Origin of the sequence: Cellulomonas sp. NS3 (assembly GCF_024757985.1) — a bacterium.
Classification (GTDB): domain Bacteria; phylum Actinomycetota; class Actinomycetes; order Actinomycetales; family Cellulomonadaceae; genus Cellulomonas_A.
Genome location: NZ_CP103289.1, coordinates 809,979 through 833,886 on the forward strand (window position 1 = coordinate 809,979; position 23,908 = coordinate 833,886).

Below are 23,908 nucleotides of genomic sequence, written 5' to 3' on the forward strand. Positions count from 1 at the left end.
ACCAGCAGTACACGTGCCCTCCGTCGGCGCGTGCCTGGCGCGCGAGTGCGGAGAGCTCACGGGCGAACGTGGCCAGGTCTGCGGGATCGGCGCCCTCCAGCTCTTCGGTCTGGGGACCAGGGGACGACGACCTCTTCAAGCCGGCTGTCACTCACTTCGGCGAGGACCCGGGCCAGCTCGTCCGTGATCCGGAGAACGAGCTCTTCACCTCCGTTACGGTCCGCGACCGGCGACGTCGGTGCGTCGTCGAGAACCTCCTCGAACGTCCTGCCCGTCAGCAGTTCCTCGAGCGTCCCCAGATGCACGACCGGCTCGATCCCACCGCCGTCCACCGCGTGCGGCGGGATCGAGCCCCCGTGAACCAAGGCGGCGGCATCGTCCGTCAAAGCGACGAAGTACTCGGTGAGCAGACCCATGGCCTGATCATGCCGCCTCGCCCTGCATCAGACGCTGACCCACACCGAACGTCGCTCGCTCAGCCCATCGCCTCGGGCCGTTAGGAGACACGTCCTAGGCCCGACAGGGTCACCCCGCGCAGCTCGTCCATGCCCGAGAGGGAGACAGTCGCGACGCCGGCATCTCTGGGGCCCGGCGCGCGCGTGATCGGAGGGGACAGGCGCATCCCTCGGAGGTCCCAGCGACCCGCCACCTTCTCCAACCCGAGCCCGTCGAGCGGCTGCCCGGCCCTCAGCCGCTGAACGACCGACCTCTCGCGGTCACCCACGCTCACCTCCACTTGGCATCGCACGGCGAGCCACACATTGCCGCACGCGGTACGCCGGACCCCGCAGGACGCGCAACGCTTCTACGCGCCGTCGCGAGCGTCGAGGTGCACTCAAACGAACGTTTGAGTACATGTACCCGTGCGGGGGCCTTGACCACCGCGCACGGTGGCTCCTCCGAGGTGTCCGTTCAGACAGGGAAGGCCCCGCTGCTCGTTCGTGCAGCGGGGCCTTCCCTGAGCTCACCGGCGTGCCGCCGTGTTGGCAGCCGGTGTTGCAGCGCCTGGACCGCGGGCGCTGCGGGTGGGTGTCAGTGCGTGTCGTGGGTGCGGTGGGTGTCGTAGTCGTGGTCGTCGCCCTCGATCTCCTTGGCGAGCAGGTAGGACCCGACGGCCCAGACCGCCGCGCCGAGGAACCCGACCCACACACCCAGGTCGGTGGCGAGGTCGTCGCCGCGCTCGAGCCCGCCCATGGGGTTCAGCGCGAAGGCGAGGCACTGGATGGTGGCGGCGATGCCGACGGCCATCGAGACCAGGGTCAGGCCGCGGTGCTGGCCGCGGCGGGCGCGCTTGCCGGCGTAGATGAGGGCCACGAGCAGGCCCAGGCCGAGGTAGGCGATGAACGGGACCAGGGAGTCGGTCTCGTAGCCGGTGCGGGGGTCGGCGTCGTCGGCGGGGTTGACCCAGTTGAGCAGGGGGGAGATGTTGAAGACCACGATGCCGAGACCGGCGACAGCAAGGCCGGTGCTCTTCGCGCGGCGGGTGTCATGCGTCCCGGTCGAGCCCTTCGATGCGTTCATGGGGGATGTCTCCGTCTGTCCGTGAGTATGGCCCACCGAAGCGTGGCTGGGCCGCCCGCAAGGTTGGCATCGCTCCCATGCTTCCGCCACCGCTGGGGCCCTCGGGCGTCGGTGTGCTGGACCAAGCTGCGTCGGTGCACCTAATAGAACGTTTGAATACATGCACTCAGGCGCAGAGCCCGGCCCGCGTGCAGGTACCGCGGTGTGCGGTCGTCGTGGCGTTAGCGGATCCGGGCTGCACGGTGTGGGGCCGAAGGTGCTGCGCATGGTCGAGGTTGAGCTCGAGCAGCACGGTCTTCGGTGGCCTGAGGACCACGTCCCGTTCCTTAGGCTTCGCGGCGTGCGGCCAGGCGCGGGTCCGGACCGAGTTGCTCAGGAAGACCGAGATGGTCGCGCAGCGTCGCTCCCTTGTAGTCGTCGGGACGCAGACCGCGCTGACGCAGGACGGGCACGACCTGGTCGACGAAGGCGTCCATCCCGTCGTGCAGGTCGTCGATGATGACGGAGAAGCCATCGGCGGCCCCGGCCTGCACCCACTCCTGGAGCATGTCGGCGATCTGCTCGGCCGTTCCCAGCAGGGATGGAGATTGATCGAGGACTCCGTGACCGAGGATCTCGTGCGGGGTGCGCCCCTGGCGGGCGAGCTCCAGGGCGCGGACTGCTTGAGGGGCTCCGGGGTGGGGGCGAAGGGCCGCGACCTGAGCGTTGGTGAGCGGCTTGTCGCGATCGGCCGGGTCCAGGCGCAGTCCGAGGACCGCTGACAGCTGGGCTAGGCGTTCCTCGAGCCCGGCGGCCTCTTCCAGCCCCATGCGTCGCTGAGCGGCTTCCTGCAGGGTGGCGCCGACGGTGACGAAGGCGAAGGCGAGGAACTTCACCTCGTCCGCGTCTCGACCGGCTTCTACAGCCAGCGCGCGCATCATGTCGCGTTGGGCTTTGCCCTGTTGGATCGACGATGGCCCGGCGATGATCCCGTTGGCGTACTTGGCGGCGGCCTGGACACCGAGGCCGCTGGCGAAGGGCATGAAGATCACCGGTTGCCCCTGCTCGGATGGCGGGATCTGCAGGGGCCCACGCGAGGCGACGTAGCGGCCCTGCATGTTGATGGGGCGGATGTGTGCGGTGTCGGCGAACCGTCCGGTGGTCTTGTCGGGGGTGCCGGCGGCTCTGCCCCAGCTTCCCCACAGCGCCTGGGTGATCTGGATGACCTCGTCGAAGCGTTCGTACTTCTCCTCGCGCGGGGGAACGGGGAGCCCGTAGTTGGCGAAGGCCTCCGGCTCGTAGCTGGGGATGGCCTGCCAGCCGGCGCGACCGTGACTCATCACGTCCAGCGCGCGCACTTGACGGGCGAGTGTGTACGGCTCGACGAAGGAGGTCGACACCGTGGTGACCAGGCCGATCCGTCGGGTGGCGGGGGCGATCGCAGCCAGAGTCAAGGTCGGCTCCATCGTCACGATGGGCGGACGTGATTCGAGATCACCCCAGATGAAGACCCGGTCGGGGAAGAACAGGTAGTCCAGTCCGCCACGCTCGGCGGTCTGAGCGGCGCGCACGAAGGTCGTCACGTCGGTGTAGGCGCCCGGATCAGCCGAAGGCATCCGCCACGCTCCTGGATGGTTGCCGTGCATCTCGCCCAGGACCGCTCCGAGCAGGAACGAGTTTTCGGTCATGACAGTCATCCTTCGGTCGTGGGTGCCTGGCCCAAGCGGGTCAGCGTTGATGAAGTTGAGGCCGACAGATCCGCGACGCCGACCGGGGCGACGCTCGGCGGGCGAGGACCTTGGTGGCGCGAGGCGAGAGCGGGACCGACTTAGTGCGACGGGAACCGTGGCTCGCGGATGACCTCGTCGTGCCGGCTCGCCGGGGTCAGGGAGCGGCGGGCCGGGGGGTGAGGGTCCGGAAGCCGGCGCCGTGCCAGACCAGCGGCTCGGTACCAGGGGCGCCGGCAAGGGCGTGCACCCGCAGGAGGATGAGGTCGTGGTCCCCGGCTCGGGTCTGGGAGTGCACGCTGCATTCCAGCCAGGCGGCCGCGCCGGCGATCAGGTGGGCGCCGCTGGCAGTGGTGGTGGTCTCCAGCCCGGTGAACCGTTCCCCGCGAGCGGTCGTTGAGGCGAGCTGGATGGCGGCCTGGTCGTGGGCCGCGCCGAGCACGGACACTCCGAGCCGGGGCCGGTCACGCAGCCGGGGCCAGCTGGTGGAGGTGTGCTGGACGGCGAGGAGCACCAGGGGCGGGTCGAGGGAGATACCGACCTGGAAGGAGGTGGCGACCAGGACGACCGCTTCGCCGTCGACGTCCGCGGAGACCGCCGCGACCCCGGAGGGGAACAGGGCGAAGACCTGGCGGAGGAGGGCGTGGTCACGGCCGTGGTCGAGGAGTTGTGGGATCGAGGTGGTCACGTCAAGGGACATCGTTCTCAGATGGAGTCGGGTCGGTGGATGCTCTCGGCGCCACCATCGATGAAGATGACCTGCCCGGTGACGTGGGTGTTCTCCGCGCTGGCCAGCCAGGCCAGCAGCGCGGCCGGAGCCTCCGGCGGTGCGGCCGGTCCGTTCAGCGGTGACGGCGCACCTGCATCGAGCGTGGCGCGGCCCTCTGCCGTGGCCAGGACCGGGACGGTCATCGGGGTGGCGGTGACGCCGGGGGCGACGGCGTTGAGTGCTATGCCCGCACCGGCCCAGTGCGCGGTCGGGGCCTGGGCACGGACCCAGCGGGCCAGGGCGTACTTCGACGTCGTGTAGATGGGGCTGCCCCCCGACGCGTTGAGCGTCGTGCCGATCCGCTCAGCTTCCCGGCGTGCTCCGGGCTCGTCGCCCGCCATCAGACGCTCGAACAGTGCGTCGTCCGTCTCCTGGATGGCGGCGATCGAGGAGACCACCACGGCCCGCGGGGCCGCGGACCGGGCGAGCAGGTGATGGAGCCCCTCGACTGCGGCCGTGGCGCCGAAGTAGTTGACGCTGAGGGTCACCGGGCTGGGCGCGACGAGACCGGCTACGGCGATGACGGCATCGACATGACCGCCGCTCGCCGCCGAGACCTGCTCGACCAGGGTTGCGCGTCCCTCGTCCGTGCTGAGGTCTGCAGCGACGTCGGAGCCTCGCAGGTCGACTCCGATGACCCGCTGCCCCTCCGCGCGCAGACGCGCTGCGGTCGCCTTCCCGATCCCGGACGCGGCCCCGGTGATCACCGTTGTCCTGGTCATGCCTCTCCTCGTGCTCCGGTGACGACAGCCCGGCGGGGCAGGAACAGCGCTGCGGCCGCGCCGGCCAGGGTGAGCACGCCGGCGGCGATGCACGTGGCCCGCATGCCCTCCAGGGAGACTGCGTCCGCCGATCCAGCGGCCTGCGGGTCGCTGAACAGGGTCAGCACGGCGATCAGCACCGCGATGCCGGCGGCCCCACCGAGCTGCTGGAGGGTGTTCAGCACGGCGCTGCCGTGCGTATACAGGCTCTCCGGCAGAGAGCCCATGGCCAGGGTGAACAGCGGGGTCCACATGAACGCCATACCGATGCTGATCAGCAAGTGCAGGGCCAAGATGGCCGCGATGGGGGTGTCGGTGGTCGCGGTGCTGAGCACCCACCAGGCAGCGGTAGCCAGGACCGCGCCGAAGGTGATGAGTGTGCGAGGTCCGGCCTGCTCGTAGAACCGGCCGACCGCAGCCGCGGTGATCGCAATCGCCGCGCCCCCGGGGATCAGGAGCAGCCCGGTCTCGAACGCGCCCAGGCCCAGGGCCTCCTGCAGCAGCAGGGGGAGCACGACATTGACGCCGAACGCGGTCATCACCAGCAGCAGGAAGATGCACGTGGACAGACTGAAGTTGCGGTGCTTGAAGACCCTCATGTCCAGCAGCGCCGCGTCCCGGCGCTGCAGTCGCTGCTGGCGCAACACGAAGGCCCCGATCCCCAGCACACCGACCAGCAGGGCGCTCAGGGCGACCGTCCGTGCGGGCCCGCCGTGGGCCTCTGCCACCGTCGACAGCCCGTAGAGCACGGCACCGAAGCCGATCGCGGCAAGAACCAACGAAGCGAGGTCGATCCGGACCGGCGCGGGCGTCGTGATGTTGCGCATCTTCCAGCCACCGATCACCAAGGCCAGCACGGCCAGCGGCAGGACGAGCAGGAAGTTCCACCGCCAGTTCAGCTGCGCGACGACGATCCCCGAGACGGCCGGACTGATCGCTCCCGCGACAGCCGGGACGGCCGTGGTCACCGCCATCATCTGCCCGCGCCGCCCCTGCGGCGCCAGGCGGAACGCCGTCGTGGTGAGCAGCGGCAGCAAGATCGCGGTGCCGACCGCCTGGGTGACGCGCCCGACCAGCAGCACCTCGAAGGTCGGGGCCACAGCCGCGATCGCCGTTCCCAGGGCGAACAAGGCCATCGTGACGATGAACAACGGGCGCATCGCGAAGCGCTGCATCAGGAAGCCCGTCGCCGGGATGACGACGGCCATGGTGAGGGCGTAGGCGGTCGTCAACCACTGCCCGACGGCCGCGCTGACCGCCAGGTCGTCCATGACCTGCGGCAGAGCGACACCCATCACCAGCTCGCTGAGGACCATGACGAAGGCGCCCAGGGCCAGGACGGCGATGACGACGACCTCGTCACGGGCCAGGCGCTCCTTCGGTGCGCCCAGCGGGGACACGACCAGGGTCGGGTCGAGTGTCTGGCTCATGTACGAGGCCTCGAGATCGTCGAAGATGGACGGAGGGCATCTCCGTTTCGCCTCCGCGAGCCTAAGGAGGGTGCCTCCGTTTCGTCAAGGAGGTAGTCTCCGTTTCGTCGACGAGAGGGATGTGACCGTGACTACTGCAGCAGGCGCTTCGACCAGGACGCGCGCGGACAAGCAGCGCAACCGCACGCACATCCTCGAAGTCGCCGAGGACTTCTTCGGCGAACAGGGCGTCGGCGGTTCTCTGGATGCCATCGCCAAGCGAGCCGGCGTCGGGCCCGGCACGCTCTACCGGCACTTCCCGAACCGCGAAGCGCTCCTAGCCGCTCTGCTGCAGGCCCGCTACGACGAGCTGTTCGCCCGCCGTGACAGCATCCGCCGCGAGCAGAGCAACCCCGGCGTGGCTCTCGAGCTCTGGCTCGAGGCGCTCAGCGAGTACGTCACGGCCTTCGACGGACTGCCCGATCCCCTGCGGGTCGCGTTGTCGGAGAAGTCGTCCCCGCTGGCGATGAGCTGCGAGCACTTCCTCACCGCGACTGGGGAGTTCCTCGCCGCGGCGCAACAGGACGGCAGCGCCCGGCCATGGGTGCGCAGTCGCGATCTGGTCCTGAGCGTGCTGGCCACCGCATGGGTGCGTGGCGCCGCTCTTGCTGACGATTCCTCGGCCCAGGCCCTGTCCGCCCTTCAGCGGACGGGATGGCAGACCCCCACCCCAAGCGCACCGCAGTCGTAGCCAGCACGCCGGTCGGGGGCGATGCTGCGCAGAGGGCCACGTGACAGATCACTGCGCGGTGTACTTAAACGAAGGTTTCGGTACATGTACCGAGGCGCGCCGCGCCGACGGACTCGGAGGTCGTTGGATCGGGTCGAGTTCGCGTTGGCCGACGGCGCGTCACACCCCCGCATCGACCGGTGCGCGGGGGTGTGGGTGTGTGGGTCAGGCGGTGGTGGCGAACGTGGCGGTGAGCTGCACGGTGGAGTCGCTGCCGATGCCGACGTCGAAGGTGGTGGCGTCGACGATGAAGTCGCGGGCGGCGGCGTTCCAGTAGCGCAGTTCGTCGGGTCCGATCTCGAACTGGACGGTCCGGGCTTCGCCGGCGCCAATGTGGAGGCGCTGGAAGCCCTTGAGCTCGCGCACGGGGCGTGCAGCGGCGCCGTGGCGTTGGTGGATGTAAAGCTGGGCGACCTCGTCGCCGGCCCGGTCGCCGGTGTTGGTGACGGTGATGGATGCGGTGAGGTGCCCGTCGCGGGACACCGTCTCCCGGCTCAGCGTGAGGTCGGAGTAGGTGAACGTCCCGTAGCTGAGCCCGTGTCCGAACGGGAACAGGGGGGTGCTCTCCTCGTCCCAGTACCGCTTGCCCTGGTTTTGGGGTTCGAACGAGGTGGTGTGGGAGTAGATCATCGGGACCTGGCCGACGGTCCGCGGCCAGGTGAAGGGCAGTTTGCCGCCGGGTGCGACGTCGCCGAGCAGGAGGTCGGCGACCGCGGCGCCGCCTTGGGTGCCGGGGTACCAGATGTCGAGGATTGCTGGGACGTTCTTGGCGGCCCACCGCAGGTCGAGCGGGCGACCGTTCATGACGAGCAGCACGACGGGCGTGCCGGTCGCGGAGACCGCGTGGAGCAGCTCGAGCTGGCGGCCTGGGAGCTCGAGGGAGGACCGCGAGGCGGCCTCGCCGATCATGCCGTGCCACTCGCCGAGGACGAGGACGGCGACGTCGCTGGTGCGGGCGAGCTCGACGGCGCGCTGCAGCTCGGCGTCGTCGTCGAACCCCTCGGGGTCGGGGTTGGCGTTGCCGGGAAACATCTCGAACATGGAGGGGAAGGTGCGCTGCGCGGGGCGCACGCCGGGGGCGTAGCGGACCTCGGCCTGGTCGCCGAGCCGGTCGCGGAGCCCGGCGAGGACGGTCACGGTCTCGTCGAGGTTGTAGTCGAAGACCCAAGGGCCGAGGGTGTCGCGCTTGGAGTCGGCGAGCGGGCCGAGGACTGCGACGCTGCGCAGCTGCTCGGCGTTCAGCGGCAGGAGGGTGCCCTCGTTGCGCAGCAGGACGGCGGAGCGCTGGGCGGCCTCGCGGGCAACCTGGCGGTGCGCGGGGTCGGCGAGCACGGTGCGGGCGTGGTCTTCGTCGACGTACGGGTCGTCGAACAGGCCGAGGCGGAGCTTGACCTCGAGGATCCGCCGGACGCAGGCGTCCACGGCCTCGATGCTGACGGCACCGGACTCGACGGCCTCGGGCAAGTGGGCGTACGCGGGGTCGCTGATCGCCATCTCGAGGTCCAGGCCAGCGTCGGCGGCGCGGGCCGCAGCGTCGGTGAGGTCGGAGGCGAAGCCGTGGGTGACGAGGTTGCGCACGGCGTTGGCGTCGCTGACTAGGAAGCCGTTGAAGCCCCACTGGTTGCGCAGCACCTCGGTGAGCAGCCACCGGTTGCCGGTGGCGGGCACGCCGTTGAGCGGCATGTACGCGGTCATGATGTTGCCGGCCCCGGCGTCGATCGCGGCCTTGAACGGGGGAAGGTAGATGTTCCAGAGCTGCTGGTCGGACAGGTCGACCTCGTCGTAGTCCCGCCCGCCGATCGCGGCGCCGTACCCGGCGAAGTGCTTGGGGCCGGCGACGACGCGCTCGGGGGTGCCGAGCTGGTCGCCCTGGAAGCCGCGGACCTGCGCGGCGGCGACGGCAGAGCCGAGGTAGGGGTCCTCGCCGGCGCCCTCGACGATGCGGCCCCAGCGGGGGTCGCGGGCGATGTCGACCATCGGCGCGAACGTCCAGTGGATGCCGACGGCGCGTGCCTCGCGGGCGGCGACGGCCTGGCCGCGCTCGATCGTCTCGGGGTCCCAGGACGCGGCCAGCGCGATGGGCACGGGCAGGATGGTGCGCAGCCCGTGGATGACGTCGAACCCGAACAGCGCCGGGATGCCCTGGCGGCTGCCCTCGACGGTGAGCCGCTGCAGGCGGTTGGTCTCGGCCGGGTCGGTGACGAAGAGCAGGGACCCGGCTTCGCCGCGTTCCAGGGCGTCCTCCACCTCGCCGCGCTTCTGCGGCATGTCGCCGACGGTGCCTTCGCCCTCGGGGAGGTTGAACTTGAAGTACTGGGTGAGCTGGCCGGCCTTCTCCGCGAGCGTCATGTCGACGAGGAGCTCCTCGACGCGGGCGCGGATCGCCGGGTCATCGAGGCCACGGGGGTTCTGGGTGACGGTCATGTCGGTCCTTCCAGGAGAGGGGAGTGGGCGAGCCGCGGTCAACGGACGTGGTGATGGGCACGATCACCACCGCCCCGTAGATGCTTGTGTTGCCAGCAACCCGCAGGAGCAGCGGCCTGAGCGTCCCGACTCGGGCCGCTGGCCGCGTCAGGCCGTTGGCAGAGCGGCTGTGCGGAAGCCGCAGTTGCTGCTGGAGGAGTCGGGGCTGTTCCCGGTGCGAGCGGCGACCCGGTATCGGGTGCAGTACGAGTCGTGGCAGAGGAAGGATCCGCCGCGGGTGACTCGGCCGCGTCCGATGGTGGGGCCCTGGGGGTCGTTGCCGGGGGAGGAGGTGTAGTACCGGGGCAGGAACCAGTCGGCGCACCATTCCCAGACGTTGCCTGACATCTCGTACAGCGCGAAGTCGTTGGGCGGGTAGCTGCGGACGGGACAGGTTCCGGTGTATCCGTCCTCGGCGGTGTCGTGTGTCGGGAACTGGCCCTGCCAGATGTTGCACAGGTGCTCCCCGCTGGGCCCGAGGAGGTCGTCCCCCCAGGGGAAGCGGCGTCCGGCATGGCCGCCGCGTGCGCCGTACTCCCACTCGGCCTCGGTGGGTAGGCGTCGACCTGCCCAGCGTGCGTACGCGCGCGCGTCGTCGTGAGAGACGTGGACGACCGGATGGTCGGGGGTGTCCTGCCAGTTGGAGCCGGGTCCGGCGGGGTGTGCCCAGTCGGCTCCCACGACGTCGAGCCACCAGGTGGCTCGTGGAGCAGCGCCGCGCACGACGGCGCTCGGGTGCTTGTGCAGGTGGAACACCGCGGACGAGCCGTACGTCTCGGCGTCGGTGCGGTGCCCGGTGTCGGCGACGAACGCGGCGAACTGCTCGGCCGTGACGGTCGTGGTGTCCATCCGGAACGGGCTGACCGTGACGTCGTGGAGCAGGTGCTCACCGTCGGTGGGGAAGCCCTCCCCGAACGGGTCACCCATCGTGAACGTCCCGCCCGGGATCCCGACATCCTCGTGCTCCGGGTGACCGGTGAACGGACCCGGCGTGACCGGGGGGCGCGCGGGGACGGTCGCCGCGTGCTCTCCGCGGCTGCCGGGACCGCAGCACGGGCTACTCACGGCTGGCCGCCACTGCCTCGGCGTCGTCGACGAGCTCGGGGACACCGGCCCGCTCTGCCTTCTCGGCCGCCGGCTGGTCCGTGGACGCCGAGCGGCTCGCCTCGATCATCGCGATGAACCTCTCCTTCTCCTCGGGGGTGTGCGGCTGGTTCTGTGCGTGCCAGGAGACGGGGCTCGCGGCGTTGTCGGGATGCAGGCGGCGGTTCAGGTCGTCGGCGAGGTGCGAGCGGCCGGTGGCGCGCAGGTGGGCCATGTAATCCTCCGGGTCGTTGTACAGCCGGGGCCCCACCTGCAGGGACTGCTGCATTGGGTCCGGGAGTGCACCCGGGGTGCCCGCGTAGTGGTGCCACCACTCGCTGAGCCGTCCACGCATGGCGTCGAGCAGCTGGGGCTGGGTGTCCTTGAGGTCGTGGGTGAGGTACGGGTCGTTGGTGACGTCGTACAGCGACTCCCACTCGGCGCGGAACGAGCCGGGGTGCAGGGTCTTGATGTACAGGTGGTCGCGGGTGCGCACGGCCCGCTGGTAGGTGTGGGCGCCGTGGCCCCACACGAGGTAGTCGCGGGAGGGGATGGCCTGCCCGTGCAGCGCCGGCGCGAACGAGGTGCCTTGCCAGCGGCTGGGGACGTCGATGTCGAGCAGGTCGAGGATGGTCGGGGCCAGGTCGATGTTGTACAGCAGGGCGTCGTTGCGCCGGTGCTCGAGCTGGCGGTCGGTGATGCCGGGCCAGAAGATGATGAGCGGCAGGTGGTGGACCGGCTCGCTGGCCAGCCCGTGCTCGGCGTAGAGCCCGAGCTCGCCGAAGGACTCGCCGTGGTCGGAGCTGACGATGATCGCGACGTCGTCGGCGAGGCCGAGGTCGGCGATGGCGCGCCGCAGGCGGCCGAACTCGGTGTCCCAGAAGTGGATCCCGCCGTCGTACCCGTTGATGAGCTTCTCGAAGTCCGCGCGGGTGCGGATCTCCTCGGGCATGTTGTACGGCACGCGGGAGGTCTGCGGGCGGACGCTGTAGTGCAGGTCGAGGGCGGACCGAGGACCGTAGATCTCGGCGTGAGCGTCGATGGCGTCCTGGTCCGGCCAGGCGGGTGCAGGTCCGGCGGCGGCTGCGGCGTCGGTCCACTCGGGCGCCTGGAGGTAGTCGGTGTGGGGGTCCCAGTAGGTCAGGTGCAGGTACCAGTCGTCGGTGTCGGTGTGACGGCTGATCCAGTCGATCGCGGCGTCGGTGACGGCGTCGGCGGGCTCGTCGCCGACCTCGGGGGTCGAGCGCACGCTCTCGCGGAAGTTGCCGAGGAAGAAGTGGGCGCGGTGCCGCTCGGCGAAGGAGGAGACCGACGAGGTCAGGCACCCGTTCTGGCCGAGGATCTGGCCGAGCAGGGGCCGGTCGTAGGCCGGTCCGTGGCCTGCGTCGAGGCGGTAGCGCGCGTCGAGCCCGAAGTGGCCGACCACTCCGTTGGTGATGCCGAACTGCCCGCTGGTCAGGGCCGTGCGGGAGGGCAGGCAGGGGGAGTCCGAGCAGTAGTAGCTCTCGAACACCACGCTGTCCTGCGCCATGGCGTCCAGGTTCGGTGTGATGTCGCGGGGGTACCCGTAGGCCCCTGTGTGGTCCGGGCGCAGGGAGTCGACGTCGACGTAGATGATCTTCATGGTCGGTCCTTCGGTCGAGAGCGGGAGATGAAAGCCGAGGGGGCGGCCCTGGCCGGGAGGGGCGCCCGGCGGAGGTGCGGTGCCGCGGGGCCGGTGGTCGGTGGGGGTCCGTAGCGGACGATGCTCAGCGCAGTGCGATGAGGAGGAGCCCGGCGCCGGCGCCGGCGCTGGTGGTCAGGGCGAGCTGCAGGAGCAGGGCCGCGTCTGGTAGCGGGTGCGTTCCGAGCCGCAGGCTGGTGCTGACGCGTCGGGCGCGGCGCCCGGCGAGCGTCCACATCACGGCCGCGGACGCCAGACCGGCGATCCCCAGGGTGAGGGACCACGGGCCGAGCGTGGGCGGCAGCACGCGGAGTGCGACGGCCGCTCCCACGGCGATGGCCAGAACGGTGCGACGCCACGCGAGAGCTGTGCGTTCGGGCTGCAGGCCCGGGTCGAACAGTCGCGGGGACGTCATCGCAGCACCACGCCGAGCGTGAGTGCGGCGGCCACCGCCGAGATCCCGACGGCAACCGGCAGGGCGACCTTGGAGCCCGGCAGCGGTTCACTCTGGCGCAGTGCTCGCTCGACGGTCCCCCAGCTGACCCACGCCAGGATCGGCACGGCGAGCCCCAGAAGAAGGAGCAGGGTGGCCGCTGCGCGACGCAGGTCTGGCTGCATCGGCAGGGCGAGCGCCTCGAGCGCGACGCCGGCCGCGACGAGGGCGAGGGCGGTGCGGATCCAGGCGAGGAACGTGCGCTCGTTCGCCAGCGTGAACCGTGGGTCAGGTTCCGAACCGGTCTCGTAGACCCACCGGGGGAAGCGGCGCGTCATGAGTCGCGGGCTCTCGACATGGTGTCCTCCTGATGCGTGCATGGCGTGAGGACTCAGCTCGTGCGATCGGCCGCATCGGCGTCGTCGCGTGTCCGGTCACCGCGCCCCGGGCGAGCAGCGCGGGCCGATGCAGCCAGGCGGTCCAGGCGGGCCTCGGTGAGCTCGAGCCACGTGATGAGCACGGAGGCCAGGAGCCGGCCCCGTTCTGAGGCCAGGAGATACACCTCCTCGGCCCAGGCGGTCTCGTCCGCACCCGCGTCCTCGGCGAGGATCGTGGGGTCGTAGGGCGACGGGTGCTGGTGCTGGGCCCGCCGGTAGCTCAGCTCGGTGCGGACCAGGCGGAGCAGCGCCTCCGGTCCCAGGTGCTGGGTGAAGAACATGCGCACCTGGAACTCCGGGTCCATCGGGCGCGGGACCGGCTCGTACTCCGATGTCGCCCACTCATGGAAGGTGTCGCGGCCGGCGTCGGTGATGCTGTACAGCCTCCCGTCGGGACCCGAGGAGCGCGGGTCCGTGACGCTCTCGGCCCACCCTCGCTCCTCGAGTCGTGCGAGCTGGCGGTAGATCTGGGAGGGGACGGCGGTGTAGCCGATGGTTCGCCCATAGGTACCGAGCCACTTGCGGACGTCGTACCCGGTGCGCGGTCGCGCGCGCAGCAGCCCCAGGACGATGACGTCGAGTCGGTTGATCATGCGAGGTCCCTCCGGTGGGTCATTCCGACAGCATGTCGCGTGGTGCAGAGCGCCGCGCGAAGGCGAAGGCAGGATCAGACGGGCACGATCGGCTCGGTCTTCGCCTCGGCCTCCAGCGCGACGGCCTTGCGCGCCTCGGTCTCGTCGCGGATCTGACGGAACTTGTCGTCCGTGAGCGGGTAGCGGATGAAGACGAGCATCGCGATGACGGCAGCGCCCGCGGGGATCAGGCCCATGACGACCTTGATCGCGATGATCGCGCTGGCCGGCTGGACCGGGTTCGGGTCGGCTGCGGTGGCGGCGAGGTAGCCGCCGGCGGCCAGCGCCCACGCGCCCAGGGCGCCGCCGATGGACTGGCACAGCTTGCGCGAGAAGGCGAAGATCGCGTACGTCGAGCCCTCGCTGCGCTTGCCCGTCTTCCACTCGCCGTACTCCACCGTGTCGGCCTCCAGGCCGAACATGACGGTGTTGATCAGGCTCGCGCCGACACCCTTGATCGCCAGAGTGAGGAGCACCAGCCACAGCATGTCGGCGGGCGCGAAGAACAGCCCTACACCGCCGACGACGGTAAACATCCCGCAGTACTGGTAGACCGTCTTCTTGCCGAGCTTGCGGATGATCGCCGGGATGAACGGCGTAATCAGCAGGGAGATCCCCGAGTTGACCAGGACGATCAGGCCGACCAGAGCGATGTTGTCGAGCACGTACGCGGCGTAGAAGGCGGTGGCGCCGCTGACCGCGAACAGACCGGTCATGTAGAACAGGCTCGACCCGCACAGGTAGGCCAGCGGCTTGTTGACCTTGAGGGTGTCGAAGGTCTCGCGGATGCTGATGCTCGGCTGGAGCCGGACCACCTGCTCGCGGCACGCCCACGCGGTAAACCAGAAGGCCGCGGTCCCGATCACGACGAACGCCAACGTCACCTGGGTGAACATCGTCTGCACATCGGCCTGGTAGGCCAGCAGTTGCTCCGCGGTCTCGACCGCGGCCTTCTGCGCCTTCAGCCGGTTGATCAGCGTACCCACGACGTACGTCAGGATGATCCCGCCGATCGCGGCACCGAACGCCCGTGAAGCGACCAGCTTGGCTCGACCGTTCACCGACTGGGTCACCGCCGAGGCCAGCGAGCCGTAGGCGATGTTGACCAGCGAGTAGACGAAACCCAGTGCGGCGTACGTGATGTACGCGTACAGCAGCTTGGTGTCGGGTTCGAGACCCGGCGGCACGTAGAAGGTGATGACGCTCAGCGTCATCAAGGGCAGTGCACCGAACATGATGTACGGCCGGAACTTGCCCCAGCGGGTCATCGTGCGGTCCACCGCGCGTCCAGCGATCAGGTCCGCGAACCCGTCCCACAACCGGACGATGAGGAACATCGTCCCGACTGCGGCGGCAGGGATGCCGGCCACGTCCGTGTAGTAGTACAGCAGGAACGTCGCAGCCAGGGAGAAGGCCAGGTTGAAGCCGAAGTCACCGGCTCCGTACCCCAGAACCGTCTTGAACGACGGGTTCTCCAAGCTCTTCAGACTTGCCATAGGAAGGCTCCTCGGTGCTTCGTGCGAAGCGCGGCACGGCAACAGCGGCGCGCGGAGGGGGAGAGCGGAGGTGGGGGTGGATGGCCCGACGTAGCCCATCAGTGGACTAGATGCTCAGGACCATAGGCCCGGTTTGGTCGAGTTCACAAGAGGGCAATCAGTTCCACTTGTGAACTAGCACAAGCGATGCAGGTCAGCACGTCGTGTCACACCGAACTACAACTGTGAACTTCTAATCCGGATCCTCGACCGACGGTCCCCGTCGCAAGCGCGGTGCCGCATCGTGGGTGAGCACCAAGGCATGCATCCGGCGGGGCCGAGGGCGGACGGCATAGCCCTGCGTCATCGTTTGGAGCCGCTCGACGGGGGGGGGGGGGGGGGGGCACTTCCCACGCCGACCGGGGTGTACTCAAAACGATCGTTTGAGTACATGCACCCACGGGGGGTCTCGCTCCCGAACACCCTCGAGCCGGCCCGTGAGGCCGCGCACACCGCCCTGATCTTCGACCACGGCGGTCCGGCGCATGAACGGTAGGTCAGATCACGGACGGCGCACCCCGCGGTGAGCCCATGCAGGGGGAGGGGATAGGTGAGCACGATGGCCGACAGTGATGGGTCGAGGAGCTCCTCGACGAGAGCGCGCGGGCCGCGGTGATGGTGGCCAGCCAGGTAGGCGTGCCCGCAGGAGACGCGGAAGGGCCCAAGCCCCATGTGGACACGGAGTGCTTCGGCGCCACGGCGTCGAGGCCCATCAGCCAGCAACGTCATACCTCGAAGCCGGTGTCCTCCGCGTCCGGGCGGTGGTGGTGGCCGGCGAGGCCCGCACGTTGTTGACGGCGCGGCATATTCGTGGTGACGTTATGAAGCGTATGCAACCAGCCTTGTGTCTTCCACGCTTGGAGTTCTGCCGGATGACTGTCCTGATGAAGCCGCTCACCCTGGGCGCGCTAGCGCTGCCCAACCGCGTGATCATGGCGCCGTTGACCCGTCGGCGGGCCGGGGAAGGACGCGTGCCGACCGAGCTGATGGCGGGTTACTACGCCCAGCGAGCCGGGGCTGGCCTCATCATCAGCGAAGCGACGTCGGTCAGCCCCCAGGGTGTGGGTTACCCGGGCACCCCCGGCATCTGGTCGTCTGAGCAGACCGAGGGGTGGCAGCGGGTGACCCGCGCCGTGCACGAGCGTGGCGGGCGCATGATGCTGCAGCTGTGGCACGTCGGGCGCATCTCCGACCCGGAGCTGCTGGGCGGTGAGTTGCCGGTCGCGCCTAGTGCCGTCACTCCCGCCGGCCGGGTGAGTGTGCTGCGTCCCAAGCGCGCCTACACGCGGCCGCGGGCGCTGGAGACCGACGAGGTCGCCGGCATCGTCGAAGACTTCCGGCGCGGCGCGCTCAACGCCAAGACGGCCGGTTTCGACGGCGTGGAGCTGCACGCGGCCAACGGTTACCTCATCGACCAGTTCCTGCAGGACAGCACCAACCACCGCACCGACCACTACGGCGGCAGCGTCGAGAACCGGGCCCGCTTCCTGCTGGAGATCACCGATGCGGTCGCCGGTGTGTGGGGCGTGGACCGGGTGGGTGTGCACCTGCGCCCACGCGGGGAGGAGCACGACATGGGCGACAGCGATCCGCGCGAGCTGTTCGGCTACGTGGCCGAGCAGCTAGGCGCCCGCGGAGTGGCGTTCTTGTTCGTCCGCGAGATCGAAGCCGCAGACAGCCAGCTGGCGCACATGCGGAAGCGCTTCGGCGGTCCGGTCATCGCCAACGAGGAGATGGACCACGCCGGCGGTGCCCGGTTGATCGAAGCGGGTGTCGCCGATGCGGTGGCCTTCGGGCGCGACTACATCGCCACCCCCGACCTGGCCGAGCGCATCGCGGCCGGTCAGCCGTGGAACGAGCAGAACCTCCGCACCTTCTACCCCCAGCCCGGGGTGGACCTCGCCGTCGGCTACACCGACTACCCGTCCCTGGCCCACTGACCGCGGCAGGTACGGTCGGCTCATGGCCTTCTCCGACGACGACACTGAGGTCCGGGCCCAGGGCTGGCGCACGCTGGCGCTCTTCCACGACCTGATCGCCACCGAGCTGGAAGCCGCGCTGCAGCAGTCGGTGCAGCTGTCGGTGGTGGAGTACACCTTGCTGGACGTGCTCAGTCGGCAGGTCGGTGAGCATCACCTGCGCATGGCCCAGGTCGCTCGCGCCACGGCCCTGTCCCGCAGTGCTACGACCCGCCTGGTGACCCGCCTGGAAGAACGCGACCTGATCACCCGGTTCCTGTGTGTCGATGACCGTCGGGGCATCTACACCGAGCTGACCCCCGCCGGTCACGCCCTCCTGGAGCAGGCACGACCTAGCCACGACAAGGCCCTGCAGCATGCACTGGAGCAGGCCGAAGGCGTCCCAGAGCTCGCGACTCTCGTGCGTGTCGTCGTGCCCGACTCCCAAGCCTGACTGCTCGGCCATCGAAATGACCGCGACGTCGCTGGTCCACCAGCGACCCGGGCAGTACATGCACGCAAACGATCGTTCGAGTACATGTACGTGCGTTGTGCTCGCGGCTCCGTGAGGAGTCGTTCGCCGCGGGAGGCCGGCGACTCGTGCACCCGTACAGTGCGCCGGGTCACACCACGGGGAGGAAGTGCTCGTCGAGGACCCAGGCGTCGATGAAGTCGGCTGAGACGACGTGCGTGTACCAGTACAGCCCGGGGTCAACTTCGTAGGGCTTCTCGAGGACGAGGCCTGGGTGCCCGGCGACGTAGGCGCGCGACGTGGCCAGCCCCCTGGCCCGGTCAGAGGGTGCGTTGGGAGGGAAGATAAGTCCTCCGAGGTCGACGAGCGCATTGTCTGCACGCCGGGCGAGCTCGGCGCACAGCCGCATCATGGTCCGCCCGGCCGTGACGTCACGGGTGTACGCGATCAGCACCACAGATGTCTCTGGCGCATAGCCGGCGACCGCGGCGAAGTTGTCGACTGACCCCGTCATCTCGGTGTGCTTAGGGGGCTCGAGGATGACATCGAGGTCGTGCTGCGAATCGAGCACAACACGAGCCACACCTTGCCCCTCGGAGGTGGATGCGTGCACCGGCTCCGCTGAGCGGCTCAGATACCTGCACGCTGTTGCCACCAGGTCCCACAGCTCATCGCGCGACATCGCACGCCGCAGCTCAACCGACGCGTCCGGACCACTCATTGGCGCAGCCTACGCACGACCTAGGCGACGCTTCTGGGTGCTGCAGCCTCCGACAGGCGTCAACCATGCCTCGCCACGGCGCACCTAAACGATCGTTTGCGTGCATGTACTGCCGCCTCCGACGCGTGCTCTCGACTCAGGCTGGCCAGATCGTACGACCGTTGACCTTCAGGTCAGAGGCGGCTACGACACCGCCATCCACCGCCATCCACAACACTTCCCCGACGTGGCCCGGCGACAGTGCCAGCTCGATGAGCACATCTGGGCCGGCCGCGACCTCGACGGTCAATGAATCAGTCGGCTCCAGCGACGGGCTGTCGCCATACGGCTCGACGTTCACGACTCGGGCTTGTCGGTCGTCATTCGTCACGCGCACTCTCAGCACACCTGGAGCGTCGCAGACCGGTGCCCGTGAGGGCGGCGACCCGCTCAGGCGCCACTCGAGTTGACAGGCTCATGCCCTCAGCGGGTGCACTTATACGAAGGTTTGAGTACATGCACGCAGGCTCGGCGCCGGTGACGTTCGCTGATCAGACCCGTTCCGAACGGGCCGGCGTCACTCGTAGACGAGGGCTGCCGAGAAGATCGCGGCCACCATGGACCAGGTGGGCTGCGCCGGCACGGGGCCCTCCATCACGTTTCGGAAGAAGCCGTCCATGCCTCTCGTCCACGCGCCAGCGGCGCTGACGTAGTCGTCGGTCCGGAGGTGCTCGAACCGATGACGAGACCGCCGCACGTCGATAGCCATCTGCTCTAGATGGCGGACGAGGTCTTCTCGGGTCTCGATGGTGTTCAGTCGCGCGTCCGGCCAGTCCATAGCGTCATCTTCGCTCGCTGCGAGTCCGCCAGATCCCGCCTCGGTCATCTCGTGACGCGGTGTCTTGTGACGTACGCCGCTTCGTCGGACGCGCGCCCTGTACCTAAACGATCGCTCAAGTGCATGTACGCGGCCTGAGCCGGTGGTCAGACGTCCGCAAGCCCGTCAAGGTGGTTGGCGACGTCGGTGTGTCCGTGGAGCAGGGCGAGCTCCGCTGGCGTGCTGCCGTCCGTGCGGACTGTTGGATCGGCGCCTGCGGCGAGGAGCGCGCGCACGCATGCGAGAGACCCTGCTTCGGCTGCCGCGACGAGCGGCTCGTCCTCGTGCGGGTCCGCTCCGGCGGCGAGTAGCAGCTCCAGCACGGGCAGGTTGCCGTTGTCGGCCGCGCGGGACAGCGGGGTCCACCCGAGGCGGTGGCTCTGGGCACGGACGTTCGCACCGGCATTCAGCAGCGCGGCGACGCTGCGCGCGTCGCCGGGGCCGGCGGCGTTCAGGAGCACGGTGAAGCCGTCGAGCGTCGCCGCCTGGGGGTCTGCCCCCGCCGCCAGCAGCACCTCGACGACCTCGGGGTGCCGCCGGGAGGCTGCGGCGTGCAGCGCACTCCAGCCCTCCTCGTCGGTCTCGGCGACGTCGGCGCCCTGCGACAGCAGCGAGCGGACGAGTTCTACGTCGCCCGTCGCTGCGGCGTGCACCAACGGCGGCAGGCCCGCGAGGAACTCCTGCTCGTCCTGGTCCACCTGCTGCTCGAGAGACACACCGCCATCGTGACACCGCCGGGGTCGGGCACGGCGGGTGCTGCGCCTCTGGCAGTAAAGCGACTTGTGCAGTTCCCGCACCCGCAGGGTCGGCGTACCTAAACGAACGTTTGAGTGCATGTACTTGGCGCCTCGTGGCTGAGGTCAGGGTCGCGGCACGTGGCGCCATCCTCGACGGGTGGGCGCGGTCGAGGTCAGGCCGGCGTAGTCGAGGAGGTGCTTCGGGTCGGTGTCGACCGCAAGCCATGTCGTCACGGGCTCCGCGACGCTGGTCGGTGCCCAGGCGATCGCGATATGCGTGGTCATCACTTCGCGGGCCTGCAGCGGAGGGTAAGACCAGATCAGCCCGTCGGGGCCGTCGGTCACGGTCTCGTCACTGAGCCTGCCCCGCCAGGAGGCCGGGGCGTCCTGCGACTCCACGAGGGCGGGGAGGAGCAGGTCGTCGGGCCCTCCGATGTGCAAAGTCCACTCGGGGGACTCCACCTCGACCGCGGCCAGGTCCTCTCCCCAGTTCGTGCCCGCGGTGTACCCGGGCGGCGTGCGTCCGCACACGGTGACCGATGAGGTCTCGCGTTCGGTCAGCACCGACCACGCCACACCCCAGCACGCCTCCGCGGTGAACACGCCGAACGTGTTCCACACCTCGTCGTACTGGACGACGAGGCACCGCACCTCCAGGCGCGAGCCCGTCCACCACCGCACGACCTCGGCACCCGACGGGAGCACGACCGTCTCGGTGTGCACAGCCTCAGCGCCGGTGTCCACGGTAAGCGACACCCGGACGGGTCCCAGCGGCGTCGGCACCTCGCGCTCGCACAGCATGCCGACAGCCTCGCACCCAGGCGTACTCAAACGATCGTTTGAGTACATGTACTCCTGTGGACGAGCGCGATGGGCCCTAGAGGCCGCGCTGGCCTGGTGCAGGGGACGCGCCCTACGGGCGGGAGCGGTCGGTGGGTGAGCCAGGCCGCGCGTGCGGCTCGGCGGTTCAGCCGCTCGAGCGCGGTCTTCGACCGCCGCGGTGACTCGACGCCCAGGTCTCGGCACCTCGCGCGCCGCCTCTCCGCGGGCGGCTTGGCCGATCGGCGAACCTGGGTAGGTTTCGGTCCATGTTGGGTCGGACACGCAGCGAGGCCACGACGACGTTCACAGACGCAGTGAGCCTCTGGCGTCTGCACCACGGGAACACTGCCGAGGTCATCGACGCGGCTGTCGAGTGCCTCCTGGCGGAGCTGGACTCGCCGACGCTCTGCGAACTCGCTGGGGAGTCACCCGCCCGCTCACGGTTCGACCTAGCGCCGATGATCGAGCAGACGCTGCAGGAGCTGGGCCTGGCGAATGTCCTGACCGTCAGTCCTGACGCGGGCGCGATGGCCGTCATGGCTCGTCGGTTCGAACGAGGTGAACTGAGCGCCCGGGATCTCTGCGACTGGGCCCACCGCAGCATCGGTCACGACGGCGACGGCAGCTGTCAGGTCTTCGTCGAGCTCGACGACGTGTTCGACACGGTCGAGTACTACGACGACGAAGACGAGGAGAGCCTCGAGCGGCGCACTGTAGAAGCCGTGCACGCGTTCCTCAACGCTCGGCGATAAGCGCCTGCGGTCACGCTCGTGAGATGGATGCGGATCCCACAGCGCCTTGGGGGTGTACCTAAACGAACGTTTGGGTACATGTACGCGTCGGCGCGGAGCGGGCTATCCGGCGCCACGGTCACCTCCCGAGCAGCCGCCGTGCCGTCGAGCCGATGAGTACCAGCACGCCGAGAACGATCACCACCCACCACCGAGACTCGTCTCTCGCGACGAGCATCGTGCCGCCCAGGACGACGAGACAGAGCGCCACCACGACGTAGCGCGCGAATGACTGTCCGCTCAACTTGTTCACCTTGCGGTCACGCCCCTTCGCTGCGGTGCGTAAGTCGTGCCGATCATGGTGTCGCCAGCTCGGCGCGTGCGAGGGGGTGCACTTAAACGAACGTTTAAGTGCGTGTACGGAGCGGCCGTAAAGCGGGGGCGGAGCGGCGAGGGCGCTGAGGCCACTCCGGGCACGGTGCAGGCCTCAGACTGACGCGATGACCGAGCCGACAGAGCCGCTCGACGACCTTGCGAGCAGGTGGTGGGCCTACCGAGTGATCTGGTCCGCTGGTCGCGAGGACTGGTTGCAGTTCGAGGCGTCTGACGATCCGGACGTGGTGGCCGTCCGGGAGGCATCCACGGACGTCTTCATGCTCATGAATGCGGGCGAGCCTGTGGCGCTCGAGTTGGCGCGGGTGCTCGCGCACACCGCGCCGGACGAGGACGGACTCGGGGCTGTCTGCATGGGGCCGCTGCAGGTGCTGCTGTTCCACCACGGCGACGACCTCGCCCCCCAGATCGACGCGCTGGCCGGCCGGGACGAGCAGTTCGCCGCCGCGCTCGCGTGGGTCAGCGTGCCCGACGGGCGTCTCGGCGGAACTGCGCACCGCATCCTCTTGCGGTGGATGCCGCACCTCGAGCACGTCGCGATCCGCCGACCGCGCCGAAAGGGCCCCAGGTGGAAGGACCGATGAGAGCCACCAGGACCCGCTCCACCGCTCCCCGCGGGTGTACTCAAACGATTGTTCAGGTGCATGTACTTTCGCGGGGTGGCCGGCGTCCGCGTGCACGTGACGTCGGCGAGACTGTGGAGATGGTCCCGACCTCCGAGCTCAGCTTCGTCGTCGAGGTCGAGGACGACCCCCGCGGCTGGGTGATCGTGTCGCCGCTGATCGACGGCGTGCACCTGTCCGATCTCGTCGAGCGGTTCGAGCTGGACCACGGCATGGCTCCCGCTGGTGGGTACGACGGGACGGCCGTGGCCGGCGAGTCCCCTCGAGTGTTCGCCCACGGTGGTGTGGACGCGGTGGAGCTGGCCCGCCACTTCCTTGGAGACCCGGCCGACACCACGAGCCGTGGCCGGCGGTGGCGCTTCGGCCGCTCCAGGAACACACGCGTGCGGCTCCTGGCCTGCGACGGCTGCTGCGAGTCCGGCTGCTGGCCGGGGGAGATGATCGCCACCCGAGCTGACGGGGTCGTGGAGTGGGCCGCGTTCCGCAACCCGCACCGCCGCGACCGGGACTACGCGGGTTTCGGGCCGTTCCGCTTCGACGAGCAGCAGTCCCTCGCGGCGATCGGTGACCTACAGCGCGCGCTCCTCATGCACAGCGCCTGAACGTCTGCGTCCGCTTACGCGACCCCGTACTTAAACGAAGGTTTTAGTGCATGTACTCCTGGTCTCGTCGAGCTAGGGGCAGGACCTGTGTCGCTCGATGACCCAGGCGCCCACGAGGCCGAGCCCGATCGCGCCGCCTGGGGCGGAGAACTGCGGTCAGCACCTGGATGAGCGTCACGCAAAGGACGTTTGCCCCAGCGAGCGTGCGCAGTAGCCACTGGCCTCAGAGAGGACGCGACCAGGGGCTTCCTTGCTCTGTGGTGAGGAATGTCGACAGCCACTCGTGGAAGTCGACCCGCCGCGGGAGGCCGGGTGGGCGGTGACCGAGGCGCTCGGCGTCCTTCCAGACTTGGCGATGCTCTGCGAGGGCGGTGAGCCAGGACCTTCTTGCGTCTAGAAGAAGGTCGCCGGCCTGGACGACCTGCTCGGCGGTCCAGCCGGTGTCGCTGACGTTCAGCATGCTCCGGAGCCGGCTGCGTGTGTCGGCGAAGCCGAACGGGCTGAACTCGCCGATGCAGGAGTGCAGGCTCTGGACCCGGACGTTGAGCGGGAGGGACGTATCTAGCGCTCGCCTGGCTGAGTTGTTGAAGCTCAACGCGTCACTGCTGCGTAGCTCATGCCTCGAGGGCAGCCGAGTGAGGGGAGGGCGGCACACCACATCATCGGTGCGCGGGGCTCTCAGCCTGAGCGAATTGATGCCGCGCCGTGGAGTTCCGCTCGTCGCTCGGTGCACCTAAACGATCATTTGAGTACATGTACGCGGTCGGGCTGCGCTGCAGCAGCCGGATGGC

At 69.4% G+C, this 23,908-nt stretch carries 26 protein-coding genes; 6 read left to right on the forward strand and 20 right to left on the reverse strand.

Annotated elements, in window-relative coordinates; genetic code table 11:
* Positions 1-56 precede the first annotated feature (56 nt).
* From NXY84_RS03790 to NXY84_RS03815, 6 genes are all read right to left on the reverse strand, one after another.
* Positions 57-416: a hypothetical protein gene (locus tag NXY84_RS03790; RefSeq protein ID WP_258725834.1), complete on the reverse strand. Its 360-nt coding sequence runs from the start codon at positions 414-416 to the stop codon at positions 57-59.
* 616 nt (positions 417-1,032) lie between these two features.
* Positions 1,033-1,521 carry a hypothetical protein gene (locus NXY84_RS03795; RefSeq protein WP_258725835.1) on the reverse strand — a complete coding sequence of 163 codons (489 nt, stop codon included), beginning with the start codon at positions 1,519-1,521 and terminating at the stop codon, positions 1,033-1,035.
* 326 nt (positions 1,522-1,847) lie between these two features.
* Complete coding sequence (locus tag NXY84_RS03800; RefSeq protein ID WP_258725836.1) at positions 1,848-3,188, reverse strand: NtaA/DmoA family FMN-dependent monooxygenase; 1,341 nt, start codon at positions 3,186-3,188, stop codon at positions 1,848-1,850.
* 196 nt (positions 3,189-3,384) lie between these two features.
* Entirely contained in the window at positions 3,385-3,915 is a 531-nt protein-coding gene (locus NXY84_RS03805; RefSeq protein ID WP_258725837.1) for a flavin reductase family protein, read from the reverse strand.
* 17 nt (positions 3,916-3,932) lie between these two features.
* The gene (locus NXY84_RS03810) at positions 3,933-4,718 is read right to left on the reverse strand and encodes an SDR family oxidoreductase (protein ID WP_258725838.1); all 786 of its coding nucleotides are present in this window, start codon (positions 4,716-4,718) and stop codon (positions 3,933-3,935) included.
* Positions 4,715-6,187 (reverse strand): DHA2 family efflux MFS transporter permease subunit, encoded by a 1,473-nt coding sequence (locus tag NXY84_RS03815; protein ID WP_258725839.1) that lies wholly within the window; start codon positions 6,185-6,187, stop codon positions 4,715-4,717. The genes NXY84_RS03810 and NXY84_RS03815 overlap by 4 nt, the downstream gene beginning before the upstream one ends.
* A 127-nt stretch (positions 6,188-6,314) precedes the next feature.
* Between NXY84_RS03815 and NXY84_RS03820 the strand changes: the two genes are divergently transcribed.
* Entirely contained in the window at positions 6,315-6,917 is a 603-nt protein-coding gene (locus NXY84_RS03820; RefSeq protein WP_258725840.1) for a TetR/AcrR family transcriptional regulator, read from the forward strand.
* Between the two features lie 204 nt (positions 6,918-7,121).
* Here the strand turns inward: NXY84_RS03820 and bglX are convergent, their stop codons facing one another.
* From bglX to NXY84_RS03855, 7 genes are all read right to left on the reverse strand, one after another.
* Positions 7,122-9,380, reverse strand: a complete 2,259-nt coding sequence (gene bglX, locus NXY84_RS03825; RefSeq protein ID WP_258725841.1) for a beta-glucosidase BglX — start codon at positions 9,378-9,380, stop codon at positions 7,122-7,124.
* A gap of 147 nt (positions 9,381-9,527) precedes the next feature.
* Positions 9,528-10,529 carry a formylglycine-generating enzyme family protein gene (locus tag NXY84_RS03830; protein ID WP_309485052.1) on the reverse strand — a complete coding sequence of 334 codons (1,002 nt, stop codon included), beginning with the start codon at positions 10,527-10,529 and terminating at the stop codon, positions 9,528-9,530.
* Positions 10,477-12,126: a sulfatase family protein gene (locus NXY84_RS03835; protein ID WP_258725843.1), complete on the reverse strand. Its 1,650-nt coding sequence runs from the start codon at positions 12,124-12,126 to the stop codon at positions 10,477-10,479. The genes NXY84_RS03830 and NXY84_RS03835 overlap by 53 nt, the downstream gene beginning before the upstream one ends.
* Before the next feature lie 124 nt (positions 12,127-12,250).
* Positions 12,251-12,580: a DUF202 domain-containing protein gene (locus NXY84_RS03840; RefSeq protein WP_258725844.1), complete on the reverse strand. Its 330-nt coding sequence runs from the start codon at positions 12,578-12,580 to the stop codon at positions 12,251-12,253.
* Positions 12,577-12,936, reverse strand: a complete 360-nt coding sequence (locus NXY84_RS03845; protein WP_258725845.1) for a YidH family protein — start codon at positions 12,934-12,936, stop codon at positions 12,577-12,579. The genes NXY84_RS03840 and NXY84_RS03845 overlap by 4 nt, the downstream gene beginning before the upstream one ends.
* Before the next feature lie 53 nt (positions 12,937-12,989).
* A complete protein-coding gene (locus NXY84_RS03850) occupies positions 12,990-13,628 on the reverse strand; it encodes a PadR family transcriptional regulator (RefSeq protein ID WP_258725846.1) in 639 nt (212 codons plus the stop codon).
* Positions 13,629-13,702: 74 nt separating this feature from the next.
* Positions 13,703-15,163, reverse strand: a complete 1,461-nt coding sequence (locus tag NXY84_RS03855) for a glycoside-pentoside-hexuronide (GPH):cation symporter (RefSeq protein WP_258725847.1) — start codon at positions 15,161-15,163, stop codon at positions 13,703-13,705.
* 911 nt (positions 15,164-16,074) lie between these two features.
* Here NXY84_RS03855 and NXY84_RS03860 point away from each other — a divergent pair.
* Both NXY84_RS03860 and NXY84_RS03865 read left to right on the forward strand, forming a co-directional pair.
* Positions 16,075-17,142 (forward strand): alkene reductase, encoded by a 1,068-nt coding sequence (locus tag NXY84_RS03860; RefSeq protein ID WP_258725848.1) that lies wholly within the window; start codon positions 16,075-16,077, stop codon positions 17,140-17,142.
* Between the two features lie 22 nt (positions 17,143-17,164).
* Entirely contained in the window at positions 17,165-17,614 is a 450-nt protein-coding gene (locus tag NXY84_RS03865) for a MarR family winged helix-turn-helix transcriptional regulator (RefSeq protein WP_258725849.1), read from the forward strand.
* Between the two features lie 169 nt (positions 17,615-17,783).
* On the opposite strand, the gene NXY84_RS03870 is transcribed toward NXY84_RS03865, so the two are convergent.
* The 5 genes from NXY84_RS03870 to NXY84_RS03890 form a co-directional block, all read right to left on the reverse strand.
* Positions 17,784-18,353: a DUF6368 family protein gene (locus NXY84_RS03870; protein WP_258725850.1), complete on the reverse strand. Its 570-nt coding sequence runs from the start codon at positions 18,351-18,353 to the stop codon at positions 17,784-17,786.
* Positions 18,354-18,489: 136 nt separating this feature from the next.
* Positions 18,490-18,723: a hypothetical protein gene (locus NXY84_RS03875; protein ID WP_258725851.1), complete on the reverse strand. Its 234-nt coding sequence runs from the start codon at positions 18,721-18,723 to the stop codon at positions 18,490-18,492.
* Positions 18,724-18,909: 186 nt separating this feature from the next.
* Positions 18,910-19,170 carry a DUF7660 family protein gene (locus tag NXY84_RS03880; RefSeq protein WP_258725852.1) on the reverse strand — a complete coding sequence of 87 codons (261 nt, stop codon included), beginning with the start codon at positions 19,168-19,170 and terminating at the stop codon, positions 18,910-18,912.
* A gap of 146 nt (positions 19,171-19,316) precedes the next feature.
* Positions 19,317-19,925 (reverse strand): ankyrin repeat domain-containing protein, encoded by a 609-nt coding sequence (locus tag NXY84_RS03885; protein WP_258725853.1) that lies wholly within the window; start codon positions 19,923-19,925, stop codon positions 19,317-19,319.
* Between the two features lie 144 nt (positions 19,926-20,069).
* Complete coding sequence (locus NXY84_RS03890; RefSeq protein ID WP_258725854.1) at positions 20,070-20,747, reverse strand: hypothetical protein; 678 nt, start codon at positions 20,745-20,747, stop codon at positions 20,070-20,072.
* Positions 20,748-21,226: 479 nt separating this feature from the next.
* Here NXY84_RS03890 and NXY84_RS03895 point away from each other — a divergent pair, with 479 nt between their 5' ends.
* Positions 21,227-21,520, forward strand: coding sequence for a hypothetical protein (locus NXY84_RS03895; protein ID WP_258723440.1), 294 nt, complete (start codon positions 21,227-21,229; stop codon positions 21,518-21,520).
* A 118-nt stretch (positions 21,521-21,638) separates the two neighbouring features.
* On the opposite strand, the gene NXY84_RS03900 is transcribed toward NXY84_RS03895, so the two are convergent.
* On the reverse strand, positions 21,639-21,803 hold the full coding sequence (locus NXY84_RS03900) for a hypothetical protein (RefSeq protein ID WP_258725855.1): 165 nt from the start codon (positions 21,801-21,803) through the stop codon (positions 21,639-21,641).
* 196 nt (positions 21,804-21,999) lie between these two features.
* Here NXY84_RS03900 and NXY84_RS03905 point away from each other — a divergent pair, with 196 nt between their 5' ends.
* Together NXY84_RS03905 and NXY84_RS03910 are read left to right on the forward strand one after the other, a co-directional pair.
* Complete coding sequence (locus NXY84_RS03905; RefSeq protein ID WP_258725856.1) at positions 22,000-22,476, forward strand: hypothetical protein; 477 nt, start codon at positions 22,000-22,002, stop codon at positions 22,474-22,476.
* A 119-nt stretch (positions 22,477-22,595) separates the two neighbouring features.
* A complete protein-coding gene (locus tag NXY84_RS03910; protein ID WP_258725857.1) occupies positions 22,596-23,117 on the forward strand; it encodes a hypothetical protein in 522 nt (173 codons plus the stop codon).
* 223 nt (positions 23,118-23,340) lie between these two features.
* Here the strand turns inward: NXY84_RS03910 and NXY84_RS03915 are convergent, their stop codons facing one another.
* On the reverse strand, positions 23,341-23,712 hold the full coding sequence (locus NXY84_RS03915) for a hypothetical protein (protein ID WP_258725858.1): 372 nt from the start codon (positions 23,710-23,712) through the stop codon (positions 23,341-23,343).
* Positions 23,713-23,908: the final 196 nt, after the last annotated feature.

Coding starts and splice junctions, on each gene's coding strand:
- NXY84_RS03795 (WP_258725835.1), bottom strand. CDS start 1,521: ATGAACGCATCGAAGGGCTCGACCGGGACGCATGACACCCGCCGCGCG.
- NXY84_RS03840 (WP_258725844.1), bottom strand. CDS start 12,580: ATGACGTCCCCGCGACTGTTCGACCCGGGCCTGCAGCCCGAACGCACA.
- NXY84_RS03890 (WP_258725854.1), bottom strand. CDS start 20,747: ATGCTGTGCGAGCGCGAGGTGCCGACGCCGCTGGGACCCGTCCGGGTG.
- NXY84_RS03910 (WP_258725857.1), top strand. CDS start 22,596: ATGGTCCCGACCTCCGAGCTCAGCTTCGTCGTCGAGGTCGAGGACGAC.
- NXY84_RS03855 (WP_258725847.1), bottom strand. CDS start 15,163: ATGGCAAGTCTGAAGAGCTTGGAGAACCCGTCGTTCAAGACGGTTCTG.
- NXY84_RS03880 (WP_258725852.1), bottom strand. CDS start 19,170: ATGGACTGGCCGGACGCGCGACTGAACACCATCGAGACCCGAGAAGAC.
- NXY84_RS03800 (WP_258725836.1), bottom strand. CDS start 3,188: ATGACCGAAAACTCGTTCCTGCTCGGAGCGGTCCTGGGCGAGATGCAC.
- bglX (WP_258725841.1), bottom strand. CDS start 9,380: ATGACCGTCACCCAGAACCCCCGTGGCCTCGATGACCCGGCGATCCGC.
- NXY84_RS03895 (WP_258723440.1), top strand. CDS start 21,227: ATGATCGAGCAGACGCTGCAGGAGCTGGGCCTGGCGAATGTCCTGACC.
- NXY84_RS03870 (WP_258725850.1), bottom strand. CDS start 18,353: ATGAGTGGTCCGGACGCGTCGGTTGAGCTGCGGCGTGCGATGTCGCGC.
- NXY84_RS03835 (WP_258725843.1), bottom strand. CDS start 12,126: ATGAAGATCATCTACGTCGACGTCGACTCCCTGCGCCCGGACCACACA.
- NXY84_RS03865 (WP_258725849.1), top strand. CDS start 17,165: ATGGCCTTCTCCGACGACGACACTGAGGTCCGGGCCCAGGGCTGGCGC.
- NXY84_RS03810 (WP_258725838.1), bottom strand. CDS start 4,718: ATGACCAGGACAACGGTGATCACCGGGGCCGCGTCCGGGATCGGGAAG.
- NXY84_RS03815 (WP_258725839.1), bottom strand. CDS start 6,187: ATGAGCCAGACACTCGACCCGACCCTGGTCGTGTCCCCGCTGGGCGCA.
- NXY84_RS03850 (WP_258725846.1), bottom strand. CDS start 13,628: ATGATCAACCGACTCGACGTCATCGTCCTGGGGCTGCTGCGCGCGCGA.
- NXY84_RS03905 (WP_258725856.1), top strand. CDS start 22,000: ATGACCGAGCCGACAGAGCCGCTCGACGACCTTGCGAGCAGGTGGTGG.
- NXY84_RS03860 (WP_258725848.1), top strand. CDS start 16,075: ATGACTGTCCTGATGAAGCCGCTCACCCTGGGCGCGCTAGCGCTGCCC.
- NXY84_RS03845 (WP_258725845.1), bottom strand. CDS start 12,936: ATGACGCGCCGCTTCCCCCGGTGGGTCTACGAGACCGGTTCGGAACCT.
- NXY84_RS03790 (WP_258725834.1), bottom strand. CDS start 416: ATGGGTCTGCTCACCGAGTACTTCGTCGCTTTGACGGACGATGCCGCC.